The sequence below is a fragment of the Pseudoalteromonas sp. TAP-3C genome, assembly GCF_059888565.1.
The window spans coordinates 738,069-760,819 of sequence record NZ_CM187618.1; the positions used below are offsets into that span (position 1 = coordinate 738,069).

Here is a 22,751-nt window from a genome sequence, read left to right on the forward strand (position 1 = left end):
TTATTTTTATGGCACTGGAGTTTCCTCAAATTGATCCAATAATATTTTCTATTGGACCACTTAGCGTTCGTTGGTACGGGCTAATGTATTTAATTGGGTTTGCATTTGCAATGTGGTTTGCTAATCGTCAAGCTAATAAACCCGGTTCAGGTTGGACAAAAGACCAAGTTAGCGATTTGCTATTTTATAGTATGCTCGGCGTTATACTCGGTGGGCGTATTGGTTATGTATTGTTTTATCAATTTAGTTATTTTATCGAAAACCCTTTATATTTATTTAGGATAGATCAAGGTGGTATGTCGTTTCATGGCGGCACACTGGGGGTGATCACCGCGATTGCTATTTTTGCTTGGACGCGTAAAAAATCATTATTGCAAGTCGGTGATTTTGTAGCCCCTTTAGTGCCGGTTGGTTTATTGGCTGGGCGTATAGGTAACTTTATTAATGGTGAGCTTTGGGGGCGCACCACTGATGTGCCGTGGGCAATGGTATTTCCTACTGGAGGCCCGCTTGCTCGTCATCCATCACAACTTTACGAAGCTTTTTTTGAAGGCTTTGTATTGTTTGTCATATTATTGTGGTTTATTAAGCGTCCACGCCCTGCGGGAAGTGTATCGGGCGTATTTTTATTAGGCTACGGTATCTTTAGATTTTGCATAGAGTACTTTCGTCAACCCGATGCACAATTGGGGTTATTTGCCGACTTTATTTCTATGGGGCAAATTTTATCGCTACCGATGATAATAGGCGGGTTAGGCTTACTTATTTGGGCTTACAAACAACCCCAATCGCAAACAGCCGCAAAAGTTTAAAAGAAGAAGTTAAATGAAACAATATTTACAATTATGTCAGCGCATTGTTGAGCACGGACAGTGGGTTGAAAACAAGCGCACAGGTACACGTTGCCTAACGGTTATAAACGCAGATTTAGAATACGATGTGGCTAATAATCAGTTCCCAATGATCACCACACGCAAAAGCTATTATAAAGCGGCGATAGCTGAGCTTTTAGGGTATTTAAGAGGCTATGATAGTGCTGAGCAGTTTCGTAATATCGGCTGTAAAACCTGGGATGCTAACGCTAACGAAAATAGTGCCTGGTTAAATAACCCTAATCGCAAAGGTGACGATGATATGGGGCGCGTTTATGGCGTGCAAGGACGAGCCTGGCAACGACCCGATGGCTCAACCCTAGATCAGCTAGCTAAAGTGATTAATAACTTAAAAAATGGCATAGACGATCGCGGGGAGATCATTACTTTTTATAACCCAGGTGAATTTGAACTTGGCTGTTTGCGCCCTTGTATGCACACGCATACCTTTTCATTACTTGGCGATACTTTGTATTTAACTTCGTATCAACGAAGTTGTGATGTGCCGCTGGGGCTCAATTTCAATCAAATTCAATGTTTTGTATTGTTAGCTCTGGTTGCGCAAATTACCGGTCATAAAGCGGGTAAAGCGTATCATAAAATTACTAATGCCCATATTTACGAAAACCAGCTAGATTTAATGCGAGATGTGCAATTAAAGCGTGAGCCGTTTGCGTCACCCCAGTTAAAAATTAACCCACAGATTAAGTCGCTTGAAGACATAGAAACATGGGTAACACGAGATGATTTTGAGGTTATTGGTTATCAATGCCATGAGCCTATTCAATACCCATTTTCAGTTTAAAAAACAGTTAAGGAGAGCATAATGAAAGCAGTAATCCCAGTAGCGGGCCTTGGAACACGTATGTTGCCGGCAACAAAAGCGATTCCCAAAGAAATGTTACCTGTTGTAGACCGCCCATTAATTCAGTACGTTGTTAGCGAAGCGGTTGCCGCGGGTATTAAAGAAATCGTACTAGTAACACATTCGAGTAAAAATTCGATTGAAAACCACTTTGATACCAGTTTTGAATTAGAAGCCACTTTAGAGAAACGTGTTAAACGGCAATTACTTGCCGAAATACAGTCTATTTGCCCTAAAGACGTCACCATAATTCATGTGCGCCAAGGTGAAGCTAAAGGGTTAGGCCATGCCATTAATTGTGCTGCTCCTATTGTGGGTGACGAGCCTTTTGTGGTTATTTTGCCCGACGTTATTATTGATGAGGTAGAAAGTGATCTCACCAAAGACAACCTAGCTGAAATGATCGCTCGCTTTAAAGAAACCAAACACAGCCAAATTATGGTTGAGCCAGTTCCTAAAGAGGACGTAGATAAATTTGGCGTGGTGGATTTAGGGGATGTTGAATTAAACCAAGGTGAAAGCTCACCAATAAAGAGCATGGTAGAAAAGCCAGCTGTTGACCAAGCTCCCTCTAATCTTGCTGTTGTAGGGCGTTATGTATTAAGTAAAAATATTTGGCCATTATTGGCAAAAACACCGCAAGGCGCAGGTGATGAAATTCAACTTACTGATGCCATTGCAATGTTAATGGTAAATGAACCGGTTGATGCCTACGCTATAAAAGGCCGAAGCCATGATTGCGGTAGTAAAATTGGTTATTTAAAAGCAACCATAGAATTTGCACTTCGTCGTGATGAATTCAAAGATGAGCTTAAAACCTTTATTAAAACCTTAATTTAAATAAATTTATACAAAACGCCTATAGGGTGCTTTTTTGATTATCACTTTCATATCGCCTAATAAAACGTAATTAAATAAACAACTTAATTGGCGCTTTTATTGCATAATAGTTATAGATGGCAGATTTTTGTAATGGGTGGGTAAAGTGAAACTTCGTTTAATACTATTGTTAATACCATTTGCATTAGTTGGTTGTAGTAACCAGCTAATACCCTTAGATTCACAAAGCGATAAGCTTGTACGTCAGCAAGATATAAAACCTTACCTAGAACAATGGGACAATAATAAAGAGCAAATAGCGCGCTTAAGCACCATGGAAGAAGACTTATCGTTATTGATTCAAGCGCTTTCAGCGCAAACAGATATTGATAGCGTACCCGAGGCAATGAAAGAACAAGTTAAACGTATTGAGTATGGCGCTAAACAATCTTTACAACCCTCTTCAGACGTTGCTTTACCCAATAATGTTGCTAGTACCAATAAAGCAATGTACGGTGTGCAAATTGGTCGCTATTTAGTTGTTAATGGCGCTAAAAAACAGGTGCAGCGACTAAAAGAGCAATACCCGCAATTAAACACTATTTTGCAATACCGCATTAATGAGCAAAAAAAACAATCAACTACGTTTTATAATGTTGTAGCAGGCCCGCTGAAAAACCAACAGCAAGCAGCGCAGTTGTGCTTGTTTTTTTACAGAATAGGCAATAACTGCAGCTTAGCGACATTTTCAGAGGGTGTTTAAGTTTTTAACGCTTATTTTGCACTACATTAACCTAGGTATAAAAATAAAGTAAATATTTTCTAACTTTTTAGTGATTTTGGCCGATACTTAACATAACCTGACTAATAGGTTAATGATACATATCTAAGGGAAAACTATGAAAAAATTATTTACTAAAGTAGCTGTAGCTACATCTCTTTCGCTAATTGCGTTTAATACAACGGCTCTAGAGAGTGCAGATGTTCAAGCAAGTGTCACTGTGCAAAATGCATTTACATTTACAAATGATACAGGATTAAATTTTGGTACCATTCGTGCAACAGCAGATCCTGCTGGCACCACAACGGCAACAATTGTTATGCCTGCTAATCCTGGTGCAGCTCCAGTGGCTACAGATGGGGCTGACGCGTCAATTGCTGAGTTAGTTCGTGGCGAAAGAGCATTATTTACTGTTTCAGGCGTTGCGCCTTTTGCAACACTTACGCTTGATCCTGCGGGTATAACTGGGGATATTTTAGCTGTAACTGCGCCTCCAGGTACTCCTAAATTTACGATCGGTACACCTACTTTTTGGTTACTCACTGGTGGGACTGGTGCCGGTGCCGCATTTACGACCACTTTGCAGGTTGATGCTGCCGGTGAGGCCACTTTTAATATGGGAGCAACACTAACTACTGATACCGCTGTAACTACAGCTGGTTACATTGATGGTGAGTACAGAGGTACATTTGCATTAACACTCGATTATTAACAAACAGCCACCTGCCTGAAATAGGCAGGTGTTTTTTTATGCTAAGGTATATACTTTTTACTATTTCTTTTTATAGTTTTAGTAGCGTGGCACAGGTGACTATTATTGAGCCGCTTAATTTCGGTACGATTGCAGTTGCTAATAATACAGCTGTACGTTCAATAACGCTTTTTCCTAATGGGTCAAGTACCAGTAATAATATCTATTTAATGCAGAGCGGCCACCCTGCCGAGTTGTTAATTGAAGGGATAGGAGCTGGTGTGCAAATAAGTTTTAGCGATGCTGGGGTGTTTCCTGCGTTATCACGCGTAAATGGTGGTAATGCATTTACGTTGTCTAATATTAGCTACTCTAATCAGGTTGTTACGACAAACGCTTATGGTATGGCGACGGTAAAAATAGGCGGGCAATTAAGTACCAGTGGTAATGGCCAGCCTTATTTAGATGATAAATACAGTACCACCGTTGAAATAACCATCACTTACTAAGAGAAAAATAATAATGAATATATGTAAAGTAATTATTTTGTGTGCATGTTTTAAACTAATATTTACTAGCTTTTATACACACGCTAATTTACTTATTTCGCCAACTCGGGTGACATTTGATGAGCGTCAGCGAGTTGCCAAAGTGGTTGTTATCAATAATAGTGAGGAGTACAAAACTTACCGCTTGGCTTGGGAAGAAAAAATAGCAAAACCTGAAGGTGGGTATATCAGGTTAGAACCAGATGCACCGCCAGCGACTGCATTAAGCGCTATGGTACGTATGAGCCCATCGCAAGTGCGTTTGGCACCCGGGGAAAGACAAATCGTAAAGCTAGCACTTAGAAAGCCACAAAATTTAACCGAGCAGGAATATCGCTCGCATTTATTGTTTCAAGCTCTACCAAATGATGAACAGACCGCCACACAAGGAATAGGGATTAAAATCAACTTGATATTAAGCTATTCTATTCCTGTAATTTTACGCCAAGGTATAAAATTACCTGAGGTTGATATAAAAAACATAACGCTAAATAGTAATCAAAATAATAAATCACTGCTTATCTCACTTCCAAAAGAGGGTAATTACAGTAGTTTTGGTAAAGTAGAAGCGTTTTACACAGCAGACAGCTCTAAAGAAGAATTAAAAGTAGCGATGGTTAGTAATTACAGTATTTACTCTGAGGTACCTGAAGCTAAATTAACTCTGAATTTTTTTGAAAATAACGCAATAAAAAAACCAGGGAAACTAAGAGTTGTTTATACGGGGCTAAAAGAATACCAAAATGTAATATTTGCTGAAAAAACAGTATCTATTGGTCCAAATTCTGTAGGGTTACTAAACTGATTAAGAATGCCTGCTATTTTCTCGGTATGAGTTTGTTACTTTTAGTAACGAGCTTTAGCTGCAATGCTGCTGAAAAAAGACTTAACGATGTTCATAATATACTTTTAAATATTGAAAAAAAATGGCAAAACTTAAGTGAACAGCAAGCTAATAGTGACAATCTTGATACCAACCAAAGTGTTTCTCCAAACAACATTACAGCAGGCGATCCTGCTATTGTTACCACTGATCCATCAAGTAAGCTACCAATAACCAGTGCACAGCAAATTAATACAGGGATCCCTGTTGGTGAACTGTTATTTTTTTCTACTTATTTAGGTAAATATTATTTAGGTGAGTTAATTGGTATTAAAAGTGAAACAGGGGCTTGGATTGAACTAAATAGCTTATTTGAGCAGCTTAATTTTGCTATTGAGATTAATCGCGATATGTTGACGGCACAAGGGTGGTACATTTCACAGAGTAACTCGTTTAGTTTAAACATTAATAATAAAATTGTGCAATTGAATGGTGATGAACAGCCACTTAAAGCATTGGATTACTATATAGATTCAGGTGATATATACATAGATGCTACATTATTAAACAAGTGGTTTGGGTTAGGAATGGTTGCAAATTACAATTCCTTAGAGTTAGGGTTATCACCAATCGACACTCTTCCTATAGAAAAAAGCTACAGCGACAACAACGTACTTTATACACAAGTTCATTGAATACGATTCCCACATTACCTTGGAAAGCCAGCCCATATAAAGCCGTATCTTCGCCTGTGGCCGACTTGCAATTAAATTATTCAGCCTCACAAAATAGCCGGATACTTAATTATTCGATATTGGGCTCACAAGATTTAGCTTACTTTAATAGTGAGTACTATATAACGGGTACACAGGGCGATGTAATTAGAGATTCTCGCTTGTCTTTTAATCGTGAAAGCGCTGAGGGTAATTTACTCGGTCCACTAAACGCCACACGTGTTGAATTTGGTGATGTGTTGCCCACACAAATAGGCAGCCGCTTTAAAAGTAATTATGCACGGGGTGTAAAAGTAAACAATGCCCCACTTTATAAAAAAATAAACAGCAATCAAATAACATTAACTGGCGCTATTCAAGCTGGTTGGGATGTAGAGCTGTATCGTAATAAAATTTTGATTGATCAACAATTAAGCTTACCCGACGGGCGCTATCTGTTTGAAAATGTAGACTTATTATTTGGTACAAACACATTTGAGCTCATATTTTATGGGCCGCAAGGCGAAGTTGAACGCAAAGTTGAAGAGTACCTTATTGATGGCAATAGCTTAGCAGGTGGCGAGGGTTTTTATGAGTTATCACTGACCGAGCAAGGTGAGCAGTTATTAAATGCTGGCAATACGGTAGCGGGTGAAGAAGGCTGGTTGTTATCGGGGCGTTATGAAAAAGGCATCACTGATTATTTATCTTTTTACACTGGGGTGTCTGCGCTAAAAAGCGATAAAGCAGAAAACTTAACTAATTACGCGTTTGGCTCTAATTTAAGTGTATTTAACAAAGTGCTCATTAATTTAGATTATGAACAAAATAGCCGTGAAGAAAAAGAATTAAAGCTTTCTACTCGCTCTGAGCTTTTAGGGCAATCGATTAGGCTGAGTTTGCGTAAAGCTTCGCAATTACAAAACCAAATCCAGCAAAATAATGTATTTAATAATACAGATAGCTATGAATTGTTTTTTTCAGGTAACCTGATGGAAAATAGCTATGGGCGATTAAGTTATCAAAACACCGCAAGCTATACCGATGACGACATTAGAGACAGTGTTGCTAGCTTTGGTAATATTTTAAATTATACTGCTGGCGGGTATGCGTTTAATAATAACCTACAGTGGGCCGACAATAACCGCTTTTTTGGCAGCAGCCGTTTACAAAAACGCTTTGGGCGTTTAAGTGCGCGTTTTGGGATTAACTACGCCTTAGAGCCTACAACTGAGATTACCAGTTACACAACCGAACTTAGTCGCTCGCTTACATCAAACCTGCAAGGCGAATTAACGCTTACCCATGAATTACAAACAGACGTTAAATTTGCTGAGTTGGGATTAAACTGGCAAACAGATTTATTTAGTTTAAATAGTAATGTTAACTACGACACCAATGATAATTGGCGAATTGGTTTATTTGGCCGCTTTAGTTTAGGGTTTGATACTAAAAATAACGATTACTTTATTAATAGGCGCAGCTTAGTACAGTCGGGGTCGTTAATGGTGCACGTATACTTAGATGAAAATAATAATGGGGTTTATGACCAAGGCGAGCAAAATTTAAAAGGGGTAAAAGTTAAAGGGGTACAAAATTATAGGAGAGCTATAACTGATGAAAACGGGATGGCTTTGTTATCAGGTATGCCAGCTAACTTAACCACCGACATAGTGATTGAGCCTGGTAGTATTAGTGAGCCTTTTTTAGTTGCCGCTACCGATGGCTTTTCTATTACACCCCGTGCAGGCTTTGTTGAATATATGGAAATACCCCTTAATCACAGTAGCGAGGTTGAGGGCACTGTTTACACAAAAAATGAGCAAGGTAGTAGTGAAGTGCAGCCCTTTGCGAGCGTTAAATTACTCGATAAGCAAGGCAAGCAAGTGGCACAAACGCAAGCCGCCTACGACGGTTACTATTTGTTTACCGACTTACGACCAGGTGAATACAAAGCCGTAATAGATGATGAGTTTAAACAACGTAAATCACTCAAAGATACGCAACAAGTAACGGTAAACTTACCTGCTCAAGGTGAAGTCGTCATGGGCGTTGACTTTGAACTGAAAGAAAAAACACAAACACCAGCGTATATTGCCAATGCGGGTGGCTTTTCATCTTTACCCATTATGAAAGCGTATTATCAGCTTATTAAGCGTCATTTAAATGAGCAATCAAAGCGTGATGCGTTTTATATAAAAGACGATGAACAAAAACGGTATATTTTAGCCATTGCTTACGCTGAATCTGCGCAAGACACGCTTGAGCAAGTGTGCGGTGAATTAATAACAAAGGGCTTAAGCTGCCAAGTGCAAAAGCAGCTTATTAGCCACTAATAACAATAAGGTTTAACCATGCAACAAGTTAACTTATATAAACGTTACTCAATACTGATAGCCTGTATGGGGGCGCTTTTTGTAACAGGATGCAGTAGCCCCCAAAAAGCTGTAGAGTCGCCAGAGCCTAAACAAGCCAGTGTAAGTCTTTCGGATGAAGAGTTAGCTCAGCTAAAAGCATCGTCTCAACAGTGGCAAGCAGCCAAAGCGGGTGTTGAGCGTTTACTTGTGATAGAACAAGATCTAAAGTTATTAATAAGCCAGTTAAATGCCGTGGCAAAACAAGGCGCTGCATCAACAAATACGGCTGTAGTACAACCCGCTAAAGCCCCAGCTGAAATAGCCGCCTCAACAAGCAATGAAAAAACCAACCAAGCAACGACTACAGCAGCAAATACAACCCAAACGGTTAATGCGCTATTTGCCCTACAAGTTGCAGCAGTTACCGATAAAGACCGGCTTCGCCAAAGTTTAAAGGAAATAAAAACCAGTGTTTCTTCATTATTTAAGGGCGAGTTTGTAGCTAATGTAGAAACAATTAATGTGAGTGGAATGACTTATTACCGCTTAAAACTCGGGGCTTACCAAAGCCAAGCGAATGCCACTGCTGATTGCGATAAACTTAAACAGCGCCAAATTAACTGCATTGTGAGTCATTACACCCAGCAGCCGTTAAAATAACTATGCACCTAGGGTATTCGGCATAATAATTGCTTTATAAGTATTATGTTTTTAGAGGATGGCAACTATGCGCCTTTTGTTACCCTTACTATTATTAAATTTAGCGGGCTGTAGCTTAACACCTCAGCCAAAGCCAAGTATTAGCACTGATGCGCCTAAAGCGGTAATGGCACCTTATACGCTCGACCAGTACGTAAGTAACTTAAGTGCTCAGCTTAGCCATATTAAAGAGCCCTTTAAAAGCACCGCGTCAATTGCGGTCAGTAGCTTTTATTTGGCTAATGCCTTAGATTCGCAACTTGCCCAAGGGCAAGGGGCAGGGCTTAGCCAGCAAATTCAGGAAAGCCTAATAACCCAATTCACTCAACTAGGTTATAACATGGTTGAATACCGGCTTGAAAACCAACTTAACTTATCAGCGAATGCAGATTCAGTATTAAGCCGCCATACTGGTAACTTAAAACAGCGTCAGATTATTGACTTTGTAATTACAGGTACGTTAACTCGCCAAGAGCATGCTTATATTGTTAACGCCCGCATGGTTAACATGCAAACCAATCAAGTTGTCTCTGCCGCCAATACTGAAATCCCCATCAATGTGATGTGGAGTCATGAAAAAATACAGCAGCGCGGTGACTACATTTACCGCAGTGAATATTAATTAGGAGCACACATGAAACGCCTACTTTTAACTTTATGTTTGCCACTGGGCTTTGGTTGCTCACAGTTAGCAACTAACAACGATACACAAGTTACTGACGATGCGCCTTTATTTTTTGAGCAGCGCCCTGTTGCCGCACCAAATAATAGTGACTCACTGTATCAAAATAAAACCGCAATAATGAATAAAAATAAGCAAGTAAATACGCCAACCCAAAAAAATATTAATCACTATGTGCGCGGCATAATGCAAGATATGGCCGAAAACTTACAATACGTAAATAATAAAACGGCTTTGGCGGTATCGAGCTTTGTATTTTTAGATCATGACTACAATGACGCTACACTAGTGGGCAATCAAATTTCTGAAAGCTTTATGCATGAGCTACATAATTTTGGTGTGCCGGTGATTGATTTTAAAACCACCAATTTCATGCGCGTTACACCTGCTGGTGATTTTGTGTTTAGTCGCGACTACTTAGAGCTTAACCAAGAGCAAAACTTTAGCTACGTATTAGCGGGCACGTTAGTTAACCACCAAGGCGGTATATTAGTGAATGCTCGTATTGTAAGTTTAGCAAGTAAAGCGGTTGTAGGCTCTGCACAGGGCTTTATTCCGCAGTCAGTGATTGACGCGTTAAATAGCAGCAACACTGCCGATGGCGTTATGCTAAAACAAGCGAGTAAGTGAGGTTTATCATGGCTAATTTAGCTAAGCAATCGGCTCTTTTCAGTATTGGTGTGTTTGCACTTTTACTTTCAGGCTGTAATTTACTAGGAAAATCAACCACAGCCGATTCCGCTAAGGTTGAAAGTGAGCAAACCGTAGTAAGTAATCTTGATTTTGATCAGATCATGGCGCAAATGCAACGTAATGACGAGCAAGAGCAATATGCAGATACAACACAATTTAACCCTCACAAGCATCACAAAAGCTTAGTTAATTATGTTGAGCAAATGGCCCTTGATTTAACCGACACCATGCAAGTTGCCCCAGAAGATGCAGCGATTGCCGTGACTTCATTTGTTGACCTAGATGCCAGTTTAAATACAGCCAGCCAGCTGGGTAATCAGTTATCAGAAACCTTTATACACCAGCTACAAAAGTTTGGTTATAGCGCCGTTGATTTTAAAACAGCCAATTTGATCACAGTTAACAACCGAGGTGACTTTGTATTTACCCGCGATACGCGTAAACTTGCTGGAACGAATATAGCCAGCCACGTATTATCGGGTACACTTATTTACCGTGAAAATGGCGTGGTGATTAATGCGCGTGTGATTAATGTTAAAAATAAGCGCCTAGCTGCCAGTAGCCGAATATTCATCCCGCTATACGTATTAAATAAAGAAGATATATATTTATCAAGCAATTAACTTAATTGAGACTTGATATTAAAAACCAGATACCGTTATAATTTCTTATCAGCTATCAGCTATCAGCTATCAGCTATCAGCTATCAGCTATCAGCTATCAGCTATCAGCTATCAGCTATCAGCTATCAGCTATCAGCTATCAGCTATCAGCTATCAGCTATCAGCTATCAGCTATCAGCTATCAGCTCGAAGCTCGAAGCTCGAAGCTCGAAGCTCGAATGTGGCCTCTTAGTTAAATGGATATAACGGCCCCCTCCTAAGGGGCAGTTGCAGGTTCGATTCCTGCAGGGGCTACCAATAAAATCAATGAGTTATGTTTTTTGCTTTCCACTTTTTCATTTTCTGTGTAGCACATATGTAGCATCAAAATAACCCGTTTCTCTCTGTTCCTACAGCATTCTTTCCATGAAATGTTTCCACAGTGAAATTTTCATCATTTATAGCTGGGATATCTATATTTTCTATAATTATAAATTGAGCTATGTTTGAAAGCTTACTTAAATAGTCCAAAAAGTGAAAACTGAGTTTTGTATTTGCAATGATTTTTTCATCATTGTCTAGCTCTCCATGCTTACTATCCTTTGGATCTCTATAAGTCACTAGAGGGGAATCTAACACTAATATTTTTGGATGGAATAGCTTTTTTCTTGAACAATATATAAGTAACGTTATTTTAAATACGGAATGCAGGATCGCTCTCACTCCTTTGCCATTGAGTCTTCTATGTTTCCCATCGATGACAACATCAAAATCTTTGTAATCAAAAGTAACTAATTTATTACCAGGAAACTTAATTTCATCTAAGACTTCTGAATAAATTTCACAAAAGTTATTAATAGCCTCCTCTGTTGGCAAAAAGTCTTCACTTTTATATCTTTTTGGTGGCTTTTCACCGTCGGCCTCTTGAAGCTTAAGCTTTAGGTTGTGGATTTTTTCCAATAGGCTAATTTCTCTTAGAATAGCTTCTCTTTTTTCAGTTTGTTCAGAGTTTAAAATTTCATTACTTTCTAAAAATGGAGTCTTTAGATTAATTTCTTCTTCTATAAAACGTAGCTTATTTTTAAGTTCTTCATTTTGAATTTCGATATTAATTAGCTGCTTTTCAAGTTTTTCTTTTGTTTCTAATAAGCCTTTCCTATTAGATTTTATTTTTTGTATTTCAGCTAAAGATGCAATCCTAAGTATCTCTAATTGTTCTAAATCGTCACAAATATTGTCAGATTTTTGTCCACATGTACCGCAATACCCATTGTGATTACTTGATAGTAAAAATGCGGCTTCTTCTTGGGACTCTAACCTTTTAATATCTGATTCATAAATATCTCTAAGTGATTTAAAGTTTGATAGATTACTTTTAATATCGTTAATTCTTAGATGGTTGGTTGCTATTTCTCTAGAGATATCTTTTTTGTTTATTAAAAGTGAAGCGATGGTTTGTCGTGAATTATTTAGTTTTTGTTTAATAGTATCTTGGATAAGTTTATTTTTTTCTAAACTTTCTTTTAACGTTTGAAGAGAGTCATTTTTAAACGTAACTTCCGACTTATAATCATCTATTAACTCATTAAGTAAATCAGTTCTTCCGCTTTTTTTACTATTAAAAATTTCTGGGGTAATTAATTCATCAAGAGAACTATTATCATTCCCAGTAAGTAAATAAGTAAATAACGCTCTGTTTGTTGTTTTTTCATCTCTGATACCACTCTCAATTGGAGAGTGCTTACTTATTATTTTATCTTCTTCGGAAATATAAATATTTGAGAGTAACCTTATAGTTAGTTTTGCTTTTTTAGCTGAAAGGTTTTTAACTAGCTCAACGTCTTCTTGGTGCCATTCTTTCATAAGGAAAGTACTAAAGCTTTGCTCTCCTTTCTTTAAACTACCAATCTTAAGACTTGAAAATACTTTGAAGGATTTTATTTGATCAATATGGCCTCTGAAAACGTCAACTACTTTCGAATTGAAGCTCCTTAAAAAGGTGTAATCTTCTGAATTTAAAGTAACTTTAAGTAATATTTCTGTATACTGCTTACTTTCATCTATCTGGTCTATTGATTCTTTACCTAGCATATACTCTAAAGATTCAACTAAAAATGATTTACCTGTATTTGATGCACCATTTATAATTTTTACGTTCTTATTAAAGTTTACTCCTCTAGGCTTTACATTGTTTCCTAAAAAATAAATTGAGTGGAGGTGCATTTTTGAATCCGTTTTAATCATTAGAAGGCCTAATCCTTGAAAAGAACATTTAAATTAGCTTTTTTTAAGAATGCTATGTTATTTGCGCACCAAATAGAATTATCTTTTAACTTAGCGCTGTATTCAGATTTCATTAGTTTGAGAAATGGTTCAACTTCTTCAGTTGCAGAATAAAAGATACCGCCTTTTCTGCATTTGGATTGAATCATACCAAACTTTTTCATTAGGGCTATACCTTCTCTTACTAAGCTTCTTCTTACAGCAAGCTCTCCCTTTCGGTTGGGTAGTTGTGGATGAAGACTATCTGGGCCTTCAAAATCACCTGAATAAATTAAAATATAATCAAACTTCAGCAAATCTTCGAAACCCATTGATTCAGGGTATATAGCATTTAGTAAAGATATGCTCCTAAGGCCAGCTTCAACATCTGTATTAAAAATTTTCACTTTATCCATTTAAACTTCCCTCCATTTACGAAGTGATGACAATATCCTTGTTTAACCATAACGCTGGCGTTAGCTGATAACTTTCCTGTAGGCTCTATATTTGCTGCTTGACTCAATACTGAACACATACGCTGATACCCATTATCGTACTCATTCATTAAAGAGGGGTGAACTCCCATAAACACTTGTTTTTCTAATTGTTCGGTATATTTTTGGAATGTATTATCTCTGTATAAATGTTTAAATGCATCAGCACTGAAAAACCGTTCTCTTTGCATATCAAAGTCGATTTCAAAACTAGAATGACCTTTTATGTCTTTATAAGTAGGGTAAACATTCTTATCTTTATCACTATACGCAGCTAGTATTTCTTTTATATAGTTAGATTCATGGCTTTGAATTTCATCGGGAACATCTGTTTCGAGTGTCCCCTGAGGTAATTCTCCCCCAAACCAGTTAACAAGGACTGGTCGAAAGGTTTGGTCACTTACAATAGTATCTAAATCAATAATTTGTATTGACGAAAAATTGAATTTTTCAATATGTTCGATCAATTCGGGTGTCAGTTCAACAGGGAAAGAGCTTGTGATTTTTTCTCTACAATAATTATCCCATTCATCTAAAAGTATTTTTTTAAAACTCGAAGGATTGTAGATATATTTTTCCAAATTTCTATTAACTCCTTTTGGAGCAACAAAATAGTAGTTCTCTGGGAGTATGAAGTTACCTTGATGTGAGAAGTAGATGATTTTTCCGATTTCAAGTATTGAAGTTGCTGTTGGAAGTGATTTGTTGTATTGCTTACACTGATAGTTATCCCACTTACTTTCATGTTTTTGTTCAGTGCTAAAACCGACAACATCCCTGCCCATATCTCCTGCACCTGCAAAGCGTTTAACAGATTTATACTTATTAGTTTGTTTATCAACCCACTCTCTTACCAACTTTTCTAACTCTACATCGTTAAGAGCAAGTATTTGCCTATTATAATCTATCATTTATTCCATTAACCCTTGCTACTATTAACCGTATGTTAATATAAGCATATTTAGCTATTCAGTACAGTTATTTACAGAACTCCAAGTAAGATCTTTTTTGCCATTTTGGCAAATGGCGAGCTAAAAGTGATTTTTGAAGTTAGGTAGAGGATTTTAACTGCCTAAAGCTCATTTTATAGCTTTAGGTCTTCTGAAAAGCATCAAAACAATGCTTTGAGTATGACTTGATAGCTAAAGCTCATAATAGAGCTTTAGCTACTTAAAATAATATTGTTATGCCTTTTCCACCTTCCATGAGTAATGCCTTGTGATTATGGCTTTAGCAGCGAACCACAAGCCTTTTACTTTGAGTATCAGTTCACCATCATAATAGCTTTGTAAGCACTCGCCAGTTTCCTCAACGATGTTTTAATTGGTGTGTAATTTGATAGGTCTATCTTTTACTAATTCATCAGCCTCAGGTGTTTGCTTACTACATATTCACTGTAGTAGAGCGGCAAGACTATATATTCCTTTTCCAGTGGTGATGAGCCTTGCGTGCCTGTGAGTTTAATTGTTTTGGTGGGCTGGCATTTATTTATGTACGATTGCAGTGATTTTGCTTTGGTGCGTTTACCACTTTTTACTTCGATAGGCAGTATATTGCCTTCGTCATCAGAGGCCACAAATTCGATCTCCGCTCTTGCATCACCCCATGAATATGTTGGGTCAATGCCTTGCGCAGCGAGCTCTTGTTGTACAAAGTTTTCGGCCACAAAGCCTTTGTATTCATAGCCTTGTTGTTTTATCTCTTTGTATCCAATGTTTAGCATATGATTTAATAAGCCCACATCAAAAAGAAATAATTTAACGATATTATCTTTTTTATAAGCTGCTAATGGGCTTTTAGGTGTGCCATCAATAGGGTGGTTTTTGAGTACCAAGCGGCACTTGTTTAACCAAGTAATAGCGCTTTCAAAATCACCATAGCGAGATTTTTTATCGTGCACTCCTTTAAATTTAAAGCGATTAACAGACTCATCCATCACTGACGATAGCTGTGCTGGAACATTATTAAATACAGCTTCGATTAAACCTGCATCTACTTTTCCTGAGTATTTGCCAAAGTCTCGTTGATAGCCCTGTACTAAGTTTTTATGAATCTCAGTTACAGCTTGAACGCGGTCAATGATGCTGTGATCAGATAAACCAAACCATGTACTCACAGCTTCTGGCATACCACCAGTAAAGTAATAATCAGTGAGCTTTGCAAATAATTTACTATGCGCTGCACTTGAGTTTGTTTGTGCTGCAAATACCTTAATTAGAGCGGTTTCTTTTGAGGCGATCAGAAACTCACGAAATGTGAGAGGGTGCAGATTATGTTGTTCCACTTTACCTACCGGAAAGGAGTTTAATAAACCGATATTAGAACCACTGGCGGCAATGTGCATATGCGGCGCTTGTTCAGCAAAGTATTTGAGAGATGTGACGGCTTTAGGGCATTCGCCTATTTCATCAAGGATCAGTAGATCTGTATTAGGGTCAAACGTTTTTCCTGTAAGTAGCTCAATGTTAGAGAGTACGTCATCGGGTGATAACGAGCCCTCGAACGCTTCGCTCATTTGTGGGGACTCTAAGAAATCGATGCGGATCACGTTTGCAAAAGTACTGCCTAATAGCGTTTGTAATAAATAAGTTTTACCTGTTTGGCGAGCGCCATCAATTAATAATGGTTTTCGTACTGGTTTAGATTTCCAATTTAATAACTTTTCTAAAATTAATCGTTGCATGGCAGGTTCTCACATTACTAATTACACTACCATTACACTTTATTGCGCGAATAAAAGCAAGTTTCCACACTTTTACGCGCGAATAAAAGTGTTTTTCTACACTTTTGTGCGCAAATAAGTGTGATTATCTTGTGTGAATTAAATTTACTACCCTTTTTAAACACCGCATTTAGCTAACAAAAAGTCATCGTCTTCATTGTCGTATTCTTCTGCAAAGACTTCTTTTAAATCGGATAAAGTATTAAACATTGGCAGTAGGCTGTAGCTTCCTGTGAAGTAAAACCCAATAACATAAAGCTCGCTACCGTGGTCTTTAATAATTTTAGTGAATGCTAATTTTGATTCTCTATATAGGATATTTTAAAAGTTTTCGATTTTATTCATTAGAGTCTAATTCCCTTTTAAGCGATTATTTTTCCTTTATTGCTTATATTAAACTTTATAAATAAATAATTAAAGCGAGCTACCAAGTAGCCCGCTTTATAAAATACTTTGCCGAACCCCGAACCCCGAACCCCGAACCCCGAACCCCGAACCCCGAACCCCGAACCCCGAACCTACAACTCAGCCATCACTCGTAATCGTGGCAATCAGTTCACTCAATACCTCTTCGGCTTTACTGGTTTCTACTTGGCAAGTACCAGCATTTAAATGGCCGCCGCCGCCATATTTAAGGCATAACTCACCCACATTAGTGTTTGAGCTGCGGTTAGTGATTGATTTACCAATGGCGTATACCACGTTTTGCTTTTTAAGCCCCCACATTTTATGAATTGAGATATTACACTCTGGGAACATGGCGTAAATAACAAAGCGGTTGGTGGCGTAAATGGTCTCTTCTTCGGTTAAATTGAGTACCACTAAGTTGTCGTGAACTGCTGAGCAGCGGTCTATTTGCTCTTTAGCTTGTGCGTTGTGCTCGTGGTACAAAGCAACGCGCTCGGCAACATCTTCCATTGCTAATATTTGTTCAATGCTGTGATCTTTACAGGCGTCAATTAACTTCATCATAAGCTGGTAGTTAGAGATTTTAAATTCGCGAAAACGGCCAAGGCCTGTGCGCGCATCCATAATAAAGTTCATCAGTACCCAGCCTGTCGGGTTTAAAATTTCGTCTTTGCTAAATTGAGCTGAATCCCCTTTATCAACGGCTTCCATCATGTGTGTTGAAATACTCGGAAATTTTTTAGCGCCACCATAATAGTCATAAACAACCCGTGCCGCAGAGGGCGCATCGGGGTCAATAATGTGGTTTTTAATACCGCTTGCGTTACGAACGGTTTCACTTAAGTGATGGTCAAATGCAATATGACAACCGGCAACGTAGGGGAGGTTTGTGGTAATGTCGTTGCTGGTAATCGTTATTTTACCGTCTTGCATATCTTTTGGATGCACAAACAGAATGTCATCAATTAAGTCTAAATCTTTAAGTAATACGGCACACACTAGGCCATCAAAATCGCTGCGAGTGACGAGTCTATATTTATTGTTGCTCATTGTAGATCCATTTTTGTTTGTTTATTGATCTTAGTGTAACAGCATAACAAATTTTTTATATACAAAAATTTAACACGGAAAAAAGCCAAAACAAGGGTTTTGGCTTTGAGTAGCAAGTGTGTATGAGTAATGTGTTATGCGCCTGGGCCACATTCCATACAGTGGTTAATAATATCTGGGCCAAATTTTAATTTAGCATTTAAATCACGCAGTGCTGTGCGTAGGCCTTCTTCAATCACGGGGTGGTAAAAAGGCATGTCGAGCATTTGCGGTACAGTCATTTTGTTTTGTACAGCCCATGCTAATAAGTGGGCTATGTGCTCTGCTTGTGGGCCTATAAATTCTGCGCCTAAAAATAAGCCTGTACCATGTTCAGCATATACCCGCATATGGCCTTTGTTTTTTAGCATAACACGGCTGCGGCCTTGGTTTTCAAAGCTGACTTCACCTGTTTCAAAGCAATCACAACCCCCTAAGCGCTCGCTAATTTCTTTAAAGCTTTCACCAACCATGGCAATTTGTGGGTCACTGAAAACGGCGGCTATTTTAGCTCGGCGTAAGCCTGTGCGCACACTCGGGTAACGGCCTGCGTTTTGCCCGGCAATAGTGCCTTGATCGGATGCTTCGTGAAGCAGTGGAAGCATGTTACTGGCATCGCCTGCTATAAATATGTGCGAGTCGCCACATTGCATAGTGTGTATATTGGCAATCGGTACGCCGCGTTCATCAAGGTTTATGCCTGTGTTTTCTAAACCGAGTTTATCTGTATTAGGTACTCGCCCAGTTGCAGCTAATACGTAGTCAAATTGTTCGGTGTGTTTAACACCTTGCTTGTCAGTGAAGGTTAGCTCTGCTTTATTACCTACTTGCTTCATGTCTGAGACATTTGAATCGGTATCAACATAAAACTCTTCTGCAAATACGGTGTTAGCGTAATCTTTAACTACTGGGTCAGTTAATGGTCCTATTGCACCGCCAACACCAAATAATTTTACTTTTACACCTAAGCGATGTAGCGCTTGGCCAATTTCAAGGCCTATAACACCTGGGCCAAATACAGCCACTGATTCTGGTAAATCATCCCAGTCAAATACATCGTCATTTATAATGAGTCTGTCGCCAAAATTGTTAAATACGCCAGGGTATGAAGGGCGCGAACCCGTAGCAATTACAAAGCGTTTAGCACTAATAATGGTGTGCTCATCTATTTGCACGCGGTTGGCATCTAAAAATTGTGCATAACCACGAATTTTGTCACTGTCGGGTATGTCATCTACGGCTTCGACAACAAATCCTACAAAGCGATCGCGTTCACTTTTTACGCGTGCCATCACGGCTTTACCGTCAATAACAGGTTTAGAGCTGTGAACACCAAATGCAGGCGCCATTTCTATCGAGTGCGCGGCCTCTGCGGCGGCAATTAATAATTTACTTGGCATGCAACCAACGCGTGCGCAGGTTGTACCATATGGGCCTGATTCAATCATAAGTACATGCGGGGTAAACTGTTTAGCATTACGGTACGCACTTAACCCGGCAGTACCGGCACCTATAACAACCACGTCGGTTTGCAATTCTTTCATAGTATTTTTCCTTTAGTAAACGGAGGCAAATTTACCTCCATTTAATTTACTTAATTAAGCAAAGTATTTTTCTAAATCTTCAGAGCCGCCAATGTGCTTACCGCCAATGAAAACTTGTGGCACAGTTTCACGACCCGATACGGCTTTGAGGCTGGTTAGTGATGCACCTGCACCCATCACAATTTCTTCATATGTAAGGCCATTTTCTGTGAGTAACTTTTTAGCTTTTACACAAAATGGGCAGCCTGGTTTAGTAAACAGGGTTACTGCTTCTGGCTTTACTTGAGTAGGATTGATGTAATCAAGCATAGTGTCAGCGTCTGATACTTCAAACGGGTCACCTGGTAAATCTGGTTCGATAAACATTTTTTCTACTACGCCATCTTTAACCAGCATAGAGTATCTCCAGCTGCGCTTACCAAAGCCTAAATCGTTTTTATCAACTAACATGCCCATGCCGTCAGTAAATTCGCCGTTACCATCTGGTAACAGGGTAATGTTTTGTGCTTCTTGGTGCTCAGCCCATGCGTTCATTACAAAGGTATCGTTTACTGATACACAAACAATGTCGTCAACGCCATTTTGCTTAAGTACACCCGCTAACTCGTTGTAGCGTGGTAGGTGAGTTGATGAACACGTGGGTGTAAATGCACCTGGGAGTGAAAATACAACCACGGTTTTACCTTTAAAAATGTCATCAGTAGTAACTGATTTCCACTCGTCGTTTTGACGCGTTGCAAATGTAACGCTTGGGATTGTTTGACCTTCAATATTGTTTAACATGTTTTTAGTTCCTCTTGATTTGTTGATAGCCATTATGGCGAACAATTAAATATAGTTCCAATCGTTTGTTTGTATTAAAGTGATAGGTATAAACTATCAGTTTGAGTGTAAATATGAATTTAATAAGATTTAGAGTATGTAAAAGCGGTTGCCCACTATAAACATTTTCGTAAAGCGGCCGATGCCTGTTTTGTCAGCCAGCCTACTTTAAGCGGACAAATTAAAAAGCTTGAACAAGAATTAGGAGTGACCTTATTTGACCGTTCTACTAAGCATGTTACCTTAACAAAAAAAGGTGACCGTTTGTTGACACAAATAACGCTCATTTTAGATCAAACTCAAATATTAAAAGAGCTTGCTGCTACCTCAAACAACCCGTTACAGGGAAAGCTAAGTATTGGCATTATTCCCACCATAGCCCCTTATTTGTTGCCTACTTTACTTACCTCAATGAAAGCGGCATTTAACCAAAGCCAGTTTTCGTTTATTGAAATGCAAACTTCAACTATTTTAGCTGCGTTAGATAATGGCGAGGTCGATTTTGCTATTTTAGCAGACGTACCCGAACTAAAAAGTTATCACCTTATTAATGTGTACAAAGAAGATTTTTTGGTGGCGGTATCTGCTGATAACGTGTTGGCTAAAAATAAAAAAGTAGCACTGCAAGCGTTACAAAATAGCAATTTATTAATGTTAAGTGATGGGCATTGCTTTAAAGATCAAGCCCAGCAGTTTTGTTTTTCTGCAGGCGTAGATGTATCTAATCAATATCAAGGTAATAGCTTAGAAACGTTACTAGCGCTGGTGGCTATGGATGATGGCGTTACGTTTGTGCCTAAATTAGCTGCAACTCCCCGAGAAGGAATTTATTATTTGCCTATTTTTCCTAACCAACAACGTAACATAGTTGTTGCCTGTAGAAAGCATTACCCGCATTTATCTGGCGTTGAGCAGTTAGCACATTGGTTAAGTGTTCACGCTAATTTAAAAGTGAAGCTAGGGCAATCACTCTAAACTGAAGTTATAGCTCGGCAATTTCGACAATATCATTGATTTGTACACCAGGTAAGGGCTGATCATTAATACTAACGGCAATGGCGCTGTGCTGGTATAACTGCTCAACGCGAACACGGTTTAGTGTAGTAATGGTATGCGCCATCGTATTACCTTGCGCGTCAGTTAAATAGTTGCGATGCGCAATACTGAGCTGTTGGCCTTTTTCTAAACCATGTGCTTTGCCTAAATTAATCACTAGTTTATTATTTTCCATATGCAATATTTTACCTTGAGTAGGTAGACACGCCATGGCGGTTTGCAAATCGTAGCTTAGCGTTTGATTTATTTGGTTAATGCTTTGCCCATAAGATGATTGCCAAAATTGATTACTATTAACATCAACTATTGCGGTCTTTTCAAATGGCCAAACCGTGTCGCTTTGATAGCTGTTACGCCATAAAGGCTCATATGTTGTGCCATCAAATAAGCTAAATTCTATTTGATAATGACGCTGGTAGTGATCGTCTTGCCAAAATGCAAGCTGGCTGTTGAGTTTATCGCTGGTTGATAAGCTGGTTATTTGGCTCAGCAATACATATTGTGCGTTGCTGCGCGATGAAATTTCTTCTAACTGGTTGTTAGAATAGTCATGCTGTTGATTAAAGTAGGTATCGACTTTTATCGCTTTATTAAAATAGGCAACGGGTATTGCGCTCATTCTTGATTTTTGCAATTCGGTATAAATGTTTTTGCTCACGGCTTTGTTAATGTCAAATATTTGACCCATTCTGGCCTGTTCGCGATTTGTTAATTGGCTTTGCGTTACGGCTATAAACTTATTAAAGTTGCTTTGTGGGCACTGCTCGGTTGATGCAAAAATATCTAGGCGTAGGGTAATGGCAAATTCATCATTACTGCGGTTTTCACTAACAAGTTCTATTTTTTGAATTTCACCTTGGCTACTTATTTTTAGCTGATCTTGGGTTAATACGCCGTCTACAAGGGTTTGTACCGAACTGACTCTGGCGCCAGAAAAAACTAATGCTTGTGTTATTGCATCTTTTATTGCTGCCGCTTTTGCGCTTGGAATGTCACTATTTTGAATAACAGCATGGCCTGTTGACTCATACCACTGAGCTTGAATAGAAGAAGAAAACGTTAAAACAGCAGTGGTGCTTAATCCTGCCAATACTGCTTTTAAAAACGACTTCATACTGTTACTCCAATTAAACGTTAGCGTTAGTCAACTTCAGCAAGTAATGTACCACTATTGTTTAGTATCTATTTAAAAGTGCGACCACTGGCATT

21 protein-coding genes, 1 tRNA gene and 1 pseudogene are annotated in these 22,751 nt (G+C 38.6%); 15 read left to right on the forward strand and 8 right to left on the reverse strand.

Annotated elements, in window-relative coordinates:
* The first annotated feature begins 8 nt into the window (after window positions 1–8).
* From lgt to AC6H44_RS03455, 14 genes are all read left to right on the forward strand, one after another.
* Complete coding sequence (lgt, locus tag AC6H44_RS03390; protein ID WP_500737509.1) at window positions 9–812, forward strand: prolipoprotein diacylglyceryl transferase; 804 nt, start codon at window positions 9–11, stop codon at window positions 810–812.
* 13 nt (window positions 813–825) lie between these two features.
* Window positions 826–1,677 (forward strand): thymidylate synthase, encoded by an 852-nt coding sequence (locus AC6H44_RS03395; protein ID WP_500737510.1) that lies wholly within the window; start codon window positions 826–828, stop codon window positions 1,675–1,677.
* A 21-nt stretch (window positions 1,678–1,698) separates the two neighbouring features.
* Entirely contained in the window at window positions 1,699–2,577 is an 879-nt protein-coding gene (gene galU, locus AC6H44_RS03400; protein ID WP_500737511.1) for a UTP--glucose-1-phosphate uridylyltransferase GalU, read from the forward strand.
* A gap of 145 nt (window positions 2,578–2,722) precedes the next feature.
* Window positions 2,723–3,319, forward strand: a complete 597-nt coding sequence (locus tag AC6H44_RS03405; protein ID WP_500737512.1) for an SPOR domain-containing protein — start codon at window positions 2,723–2,725, stop codon at window positions 3,317–3,319.
* Window positions 3,320–3,455: 136 nt separating this feature from the next.
* Window positions 3,456–4,049 carry a hypothetical protein gene (locus AC6H44_RS03410; protein ID WP_500737513.1) on the forward strand — a complete coding sequence of 198 codons (594 nt, stop codon included), beginning with the start codon at window positions 3,456–3,458 and terminating at the stop codon, window positions 4,047–4,049.
* Between the two features lie 38 nt (window positions 4,050–4,087).
* The gene (locus tag AC6H44_RS03415) at window positions 4,088–4,537 is read left to right on the forward strand and encodes a DUF4402 domain-containing protein (RefSeq protein ID WP_500737514.1); all 450 of its coding nucleotides are present in this window, start codon (window positions 4,088–4,090) and stop codon (window positions 4,535–4,537) included.
* Between the two features lie 13 nt (window positions 4,538–4,550).
* Window positions 4,551–5,381 (forward strand): fimbrial biogenesis chaperone, encoded by an 831-nt coding sequence (locus tag AC6H44_RS03420; RefSeq protein ID WP_500737515.1) that lies wholly within the window; start codon window positions 4,551–4,553, stop codon window positions 5,379–5,381.
* A gap of 26 nt (window positions 5,382–5,407) precedes the next feature.
* Window positions 5,408–6,094 carry a hypothetical protein gene (locus AC6H44_RS03425; protein ID WP_500737516.1) on the forward strand — a complete coding sequence of 229 codons (687 nt, stop codon included), beginning with the start codon at window positions 5,408–5,410 and terminating at the stop codon, window positions 6,092–6,094.
* A complete protein-coding gene (locus AC6H44_RS03430; protein WP_500737517.1) occupies window positions 6,091–8,448 on the forward strand; it encodes a carboxypeptidase-like regulatory domain-containing protein in 2,358 nt (785 codons plus the stop codon). The genes AC6H44_RS03425 and AC6H44_RS03430 overlap by 4 nt, the downstream gene beginning before the upstream one ends.
* 18 nt (window positions 8,449–8,466) lie before the next feature.
* Window positions 8,467–9,129 carry an SPOR domain-containing protein gene (locus AC6H44_RS03435; protein WP_500737519.1) on the forward strand — a complete coding sequence of 221 codons (663 nt, stop codon included), beginning with the start codon at window positions 8,467–8,469 and terminating at the stop codon, window positions 9,127–9,129.
* A 67-nt stretch (window positions 9,130–9,196) separates the two neighbouring features.
* Entirely contained in the window at window positions 9,197–9,790 is a 594-nt protein-coding gene (locus AC6H44_RS03440) for a FlgO family outer membrane protein (RefSeq protein ID WP_500737520.1), read from the forward strand.
* A 12-nt stretch (window positions 9,791–9,802) separates the two neighbouring features.
* Window positions 9,803–10,480, forward strand: coding sequence for a FlgO family outer membrane protein (locus tag AC6H44_RS03445; RefSeq protein ID WP_500737521.1), 678 nt, complete (start codon window positions 9,803–9,805; stop codon window positions 10,478–10,480).
* Between the two features lie 8 nt (window positions 10,481–10,488).
* Complete coding sequence (locus AC6H44_RS03450) at window positions 10,489–11,166, forward strand: FlgO family outer membrane protein (RefSeq protein ID WP_500737522.1); 678 nt, start codon at window positions 10,489–10,491, stop codon at window positions 11,164–11,166.
* Between the two features lie 222 nt (window positions 11,167–11,388).
* Window positions 11,389–11,463, forward strand: a tRNA-Arg gene (locus AC6H44_RS03455).
* 66 nt (window positions 11,464–11,529) lie between these two features.
* On the opposite strand, the gene AC6H44_RS03460 is transcribed toward AC6H44_RS03455, so the two are convergent.
* The 7 genes from AC6H44_RS03460 to AC6H44_RS03490 all read right to left on the reverse strand — a co-directional run bounded on the left by AC6H44_RS03460 (window position 11,530) and on the right by AC6H44_RS03490 (window position 20,447).
* On the reverse strand, window positions 11,530–13,389 hold the full coding sequence (locus AC6H44_RS03460; protein ID WP_500737523.1) for a coiled-coil domain-containing protein: 1,860 nt from the start codon (window positions 13,387–13,389) through the stop codon (window positions 11,530–11,532).
* Between the two features lie 8 nt (window positions 13,390–13,397).
* Window positions 13,398–13,823 (reverse strand): ABC-three component system middle component 2, encoded by a 426-nt coding sequence (locus tag AC6H44_RS03465; RefSeq protein WP_054453841.1) that lies wholly within the window; start codon window positions 13,821–13,823, stop codon window positions 13,398–13,400.
* Window positions 13,811–14,812, reverse strand: a complete 1,002-nt coding sequence (locus AC6H44_RS03470) for an ABC-three component system protein (RefSeq protein ID WP_500737524.1) — start codon at window positions 14,810–14,812, stop codon at window positions 13,811–13,813. The genes AC6H44_RS03465 and AC6H44_RS03470 overlap by 13 nt, the downstream gene beginning before the upstream one ends.
* A 443-nt stretch (window positions 14,813–15,255) precedes the next feature.
* Entirely contained in the window at window positions 15,256–16,584 is a 1,329-nt protein-coding gene (locus AC6H44_RS03475; protein ID WP_500737525.1) for an ATP-binding protein, read from the reverse strand.
* Window positions 16,585–17,148: 564 nt separating this feature from the next.
* Window positions 17,149–18,081, reverse strand: coding sequence for an exopolyphosphatase (locus AC6H44_RS03480; protein WP_500737526.1), 933 nt, complete (start codon window positions 18,079–18,081; stop codon window positions 17,149–17,151).
* Window positions 18,082–18,215: 134 nt separating this feature from the next.
* A complete protein-coding gene (locus tag AC6H44_RS03485; protein WP_500737527.1) occupies window positions 18,216–19,664 on the reverse strand; it encodes a dihydrolipoyl dehydrogenase in 1,449 nt (482 codons plus the stop codon).
* A 54-nt stretch (window positions 19,665–19,718) separates the two neighbouring features.
* The gene (locus tag AC6H44_RS03490) at window positions 19,719–20,447 is read right to left on the reverse strand and encodes a glutathione peroxidase (protein WP_500737528.1); all 729 of its coding nucleotides are present in this window, start codon (window positions 20,445–20,447) and stop codon (window positions 19,719–19,721) included.
* A 126-nt stretch (window positions 20,448–20,573) separates the two neighbouring features.
* Between AC6H44_RS03490 and AC6H44_RS03495 the strand changes: the two are divergent.
* A pseudogene (locus tag AC6H44_RS03495) lies at window positions 20,574–21,461 on the forward strand (LysR substrate-binding domain-containing protein); the annotation flags it as partial.
* Window positions 21,462–21,468: 7 nt separating this feature from the next.
* On the opposite strand, the gene AC6H44_RS03500 reads toward AC6H44_RS03495, so the two are convergent.
* The gene (locus AC6H44_RS03500) at window positions 21,469–22,656 is read right to left on the reverse strand and encodes a flagellar assembly protein T N-terminal domain-containing protein (protein ID WP_500737529.1); all 1,188 of its coding nucleotides are present in this window, start codon (window positions 22,654–22,656) and stop codon (window positions 21,469–21,471) included.
* Between the last annotated feature and the right edge of the window lie 95 nt (window positions 22,657–22,751).

Coding starts and splice junctions, on each gene's coding strand:
- lgt (WP_500737509.1), top strand. CDS start 9: ATGGCACTGGAGTTTCCTCAAATTGATCCAATAATATTTTCTATTGGA.
- AC6H44_RS03395 (WP_500737510.1), top strand. CDS start 826: ATGAAACAATATTTACAATTATGTCAGCGCATTGTTGAGCACGGACAG.
- galU (WP_500737511.1), top strand. CDS start 1,699: ATGAAAGCAGTAATCCCAGTAGCGGGCCTTGGAACACGTATGTTGCCG.
- AC6H44_RS03410 (WP_500737513.1), top strand. CDS start 3,456: ATGAAAAAATTATTTACTAAAGTAGCTGTAGCTACATCTCTTTCGCTA.
- AC6H44_RS03415 (WP_500737514.1), top strand. CDS start 4,088: ATGCTAAGGTATATACTTTTTACTATTTCTTTTTATAGTTTTAGTAGC.
- AC6H44_RS03420 (WP_500737515.1), top strand. CDS start 4,551: ATGAATATATGTAAAGTAATTATTTTGTGTGCATGTTTTAAACTAATA.
- AC6H44_RS03425 (WP_500737516.1), top strand. CDS start 5,408: ATGAGTTTGTTACTTTTAGTAACGAGCTTTAGCTGCAATGCTGCTGAA.
- AC6H44_RS03435 (WP_500737519.1), top strand. CDS start 8,467: ATGCAACAAGTTAACTTATATAAACGTTACTCAATACTGATAGCCTGT.
- AC6H44_RS03440 (WP_500737520.1), top strand. CDS start 9,197: ATGCGCCTTTTGTTACCCTTACTATTATTAAATTTAGCGGGCTGTAGC.
- AC6H44_RS03445 (WP_500737521.1), top strand. CDS start 9,803: ATGAAACGCCTACTTTTAACTTTATGTTTGCCACTGGGCTTTGGTTGC.
- AC6H44_RS03450 (WP_500737522.1), top strand. CDS start 10,489: ATGGCTAATTTAGCTAAGCAATCGGCTCTTTTCAGTATTGGTGTGTTT.
- AC6H44_RS03460 (WP_500737523.1), bottom strand. CDS start 13,389: ATGATTAAAACGGATTCAAAAATGCACCTCCACTCAATTTATTTTTTA.
- AC6H44_RS03465 (WP_054453841.1), bottom strand. CDS start 13,823: ATGGATAAAGTGAAAATTTTTAATACAGATGTTGAAGCTGGCCTTAGG.
- AC6H44_RS03470 (WP_500737524.1), bottom strand. CDS start 14,812: ATGATAGATTATAATAGGCAAATACTTGCTCTTAACGATGTAGAGTTA.
- AC6H44_RS03475 (WP_500737525.1), bottom strand. CDS start 16,584: ATGCAACGATTAATTTTAGAAAAGTTATTAAATTGGAAATCTAAACCA.
- AC6H44_RS03480 (WP_500737526.1), bottom strand. CDS start 18,081: ATGAGCAACAATAAATATAGACTCGTCACTCGCAGCGATTTTGATGGC.
- AC6H44_RS03485 (WP_500737527.1), bottom strand. CDS start 19,664: ATGAAAGAATTGCAAACCGACGTGGTTGTTATAGGTGCCGGTACTGCC.
- AC6H44_RS03490 (WP_500737528.1), bottom strand. CDS start 20,447: ATGTTAAACAATATTGAAGGTCAAACAATCCCAAGCGTTACATTTGCA.
- AC6H44_RS03500 (WP_500737529.1), bottom strand. CDS start 22,656: ATGAAGTCGTTTTTAAAAGCAGTATTGGCAGGATTAAGCACCACTGCT.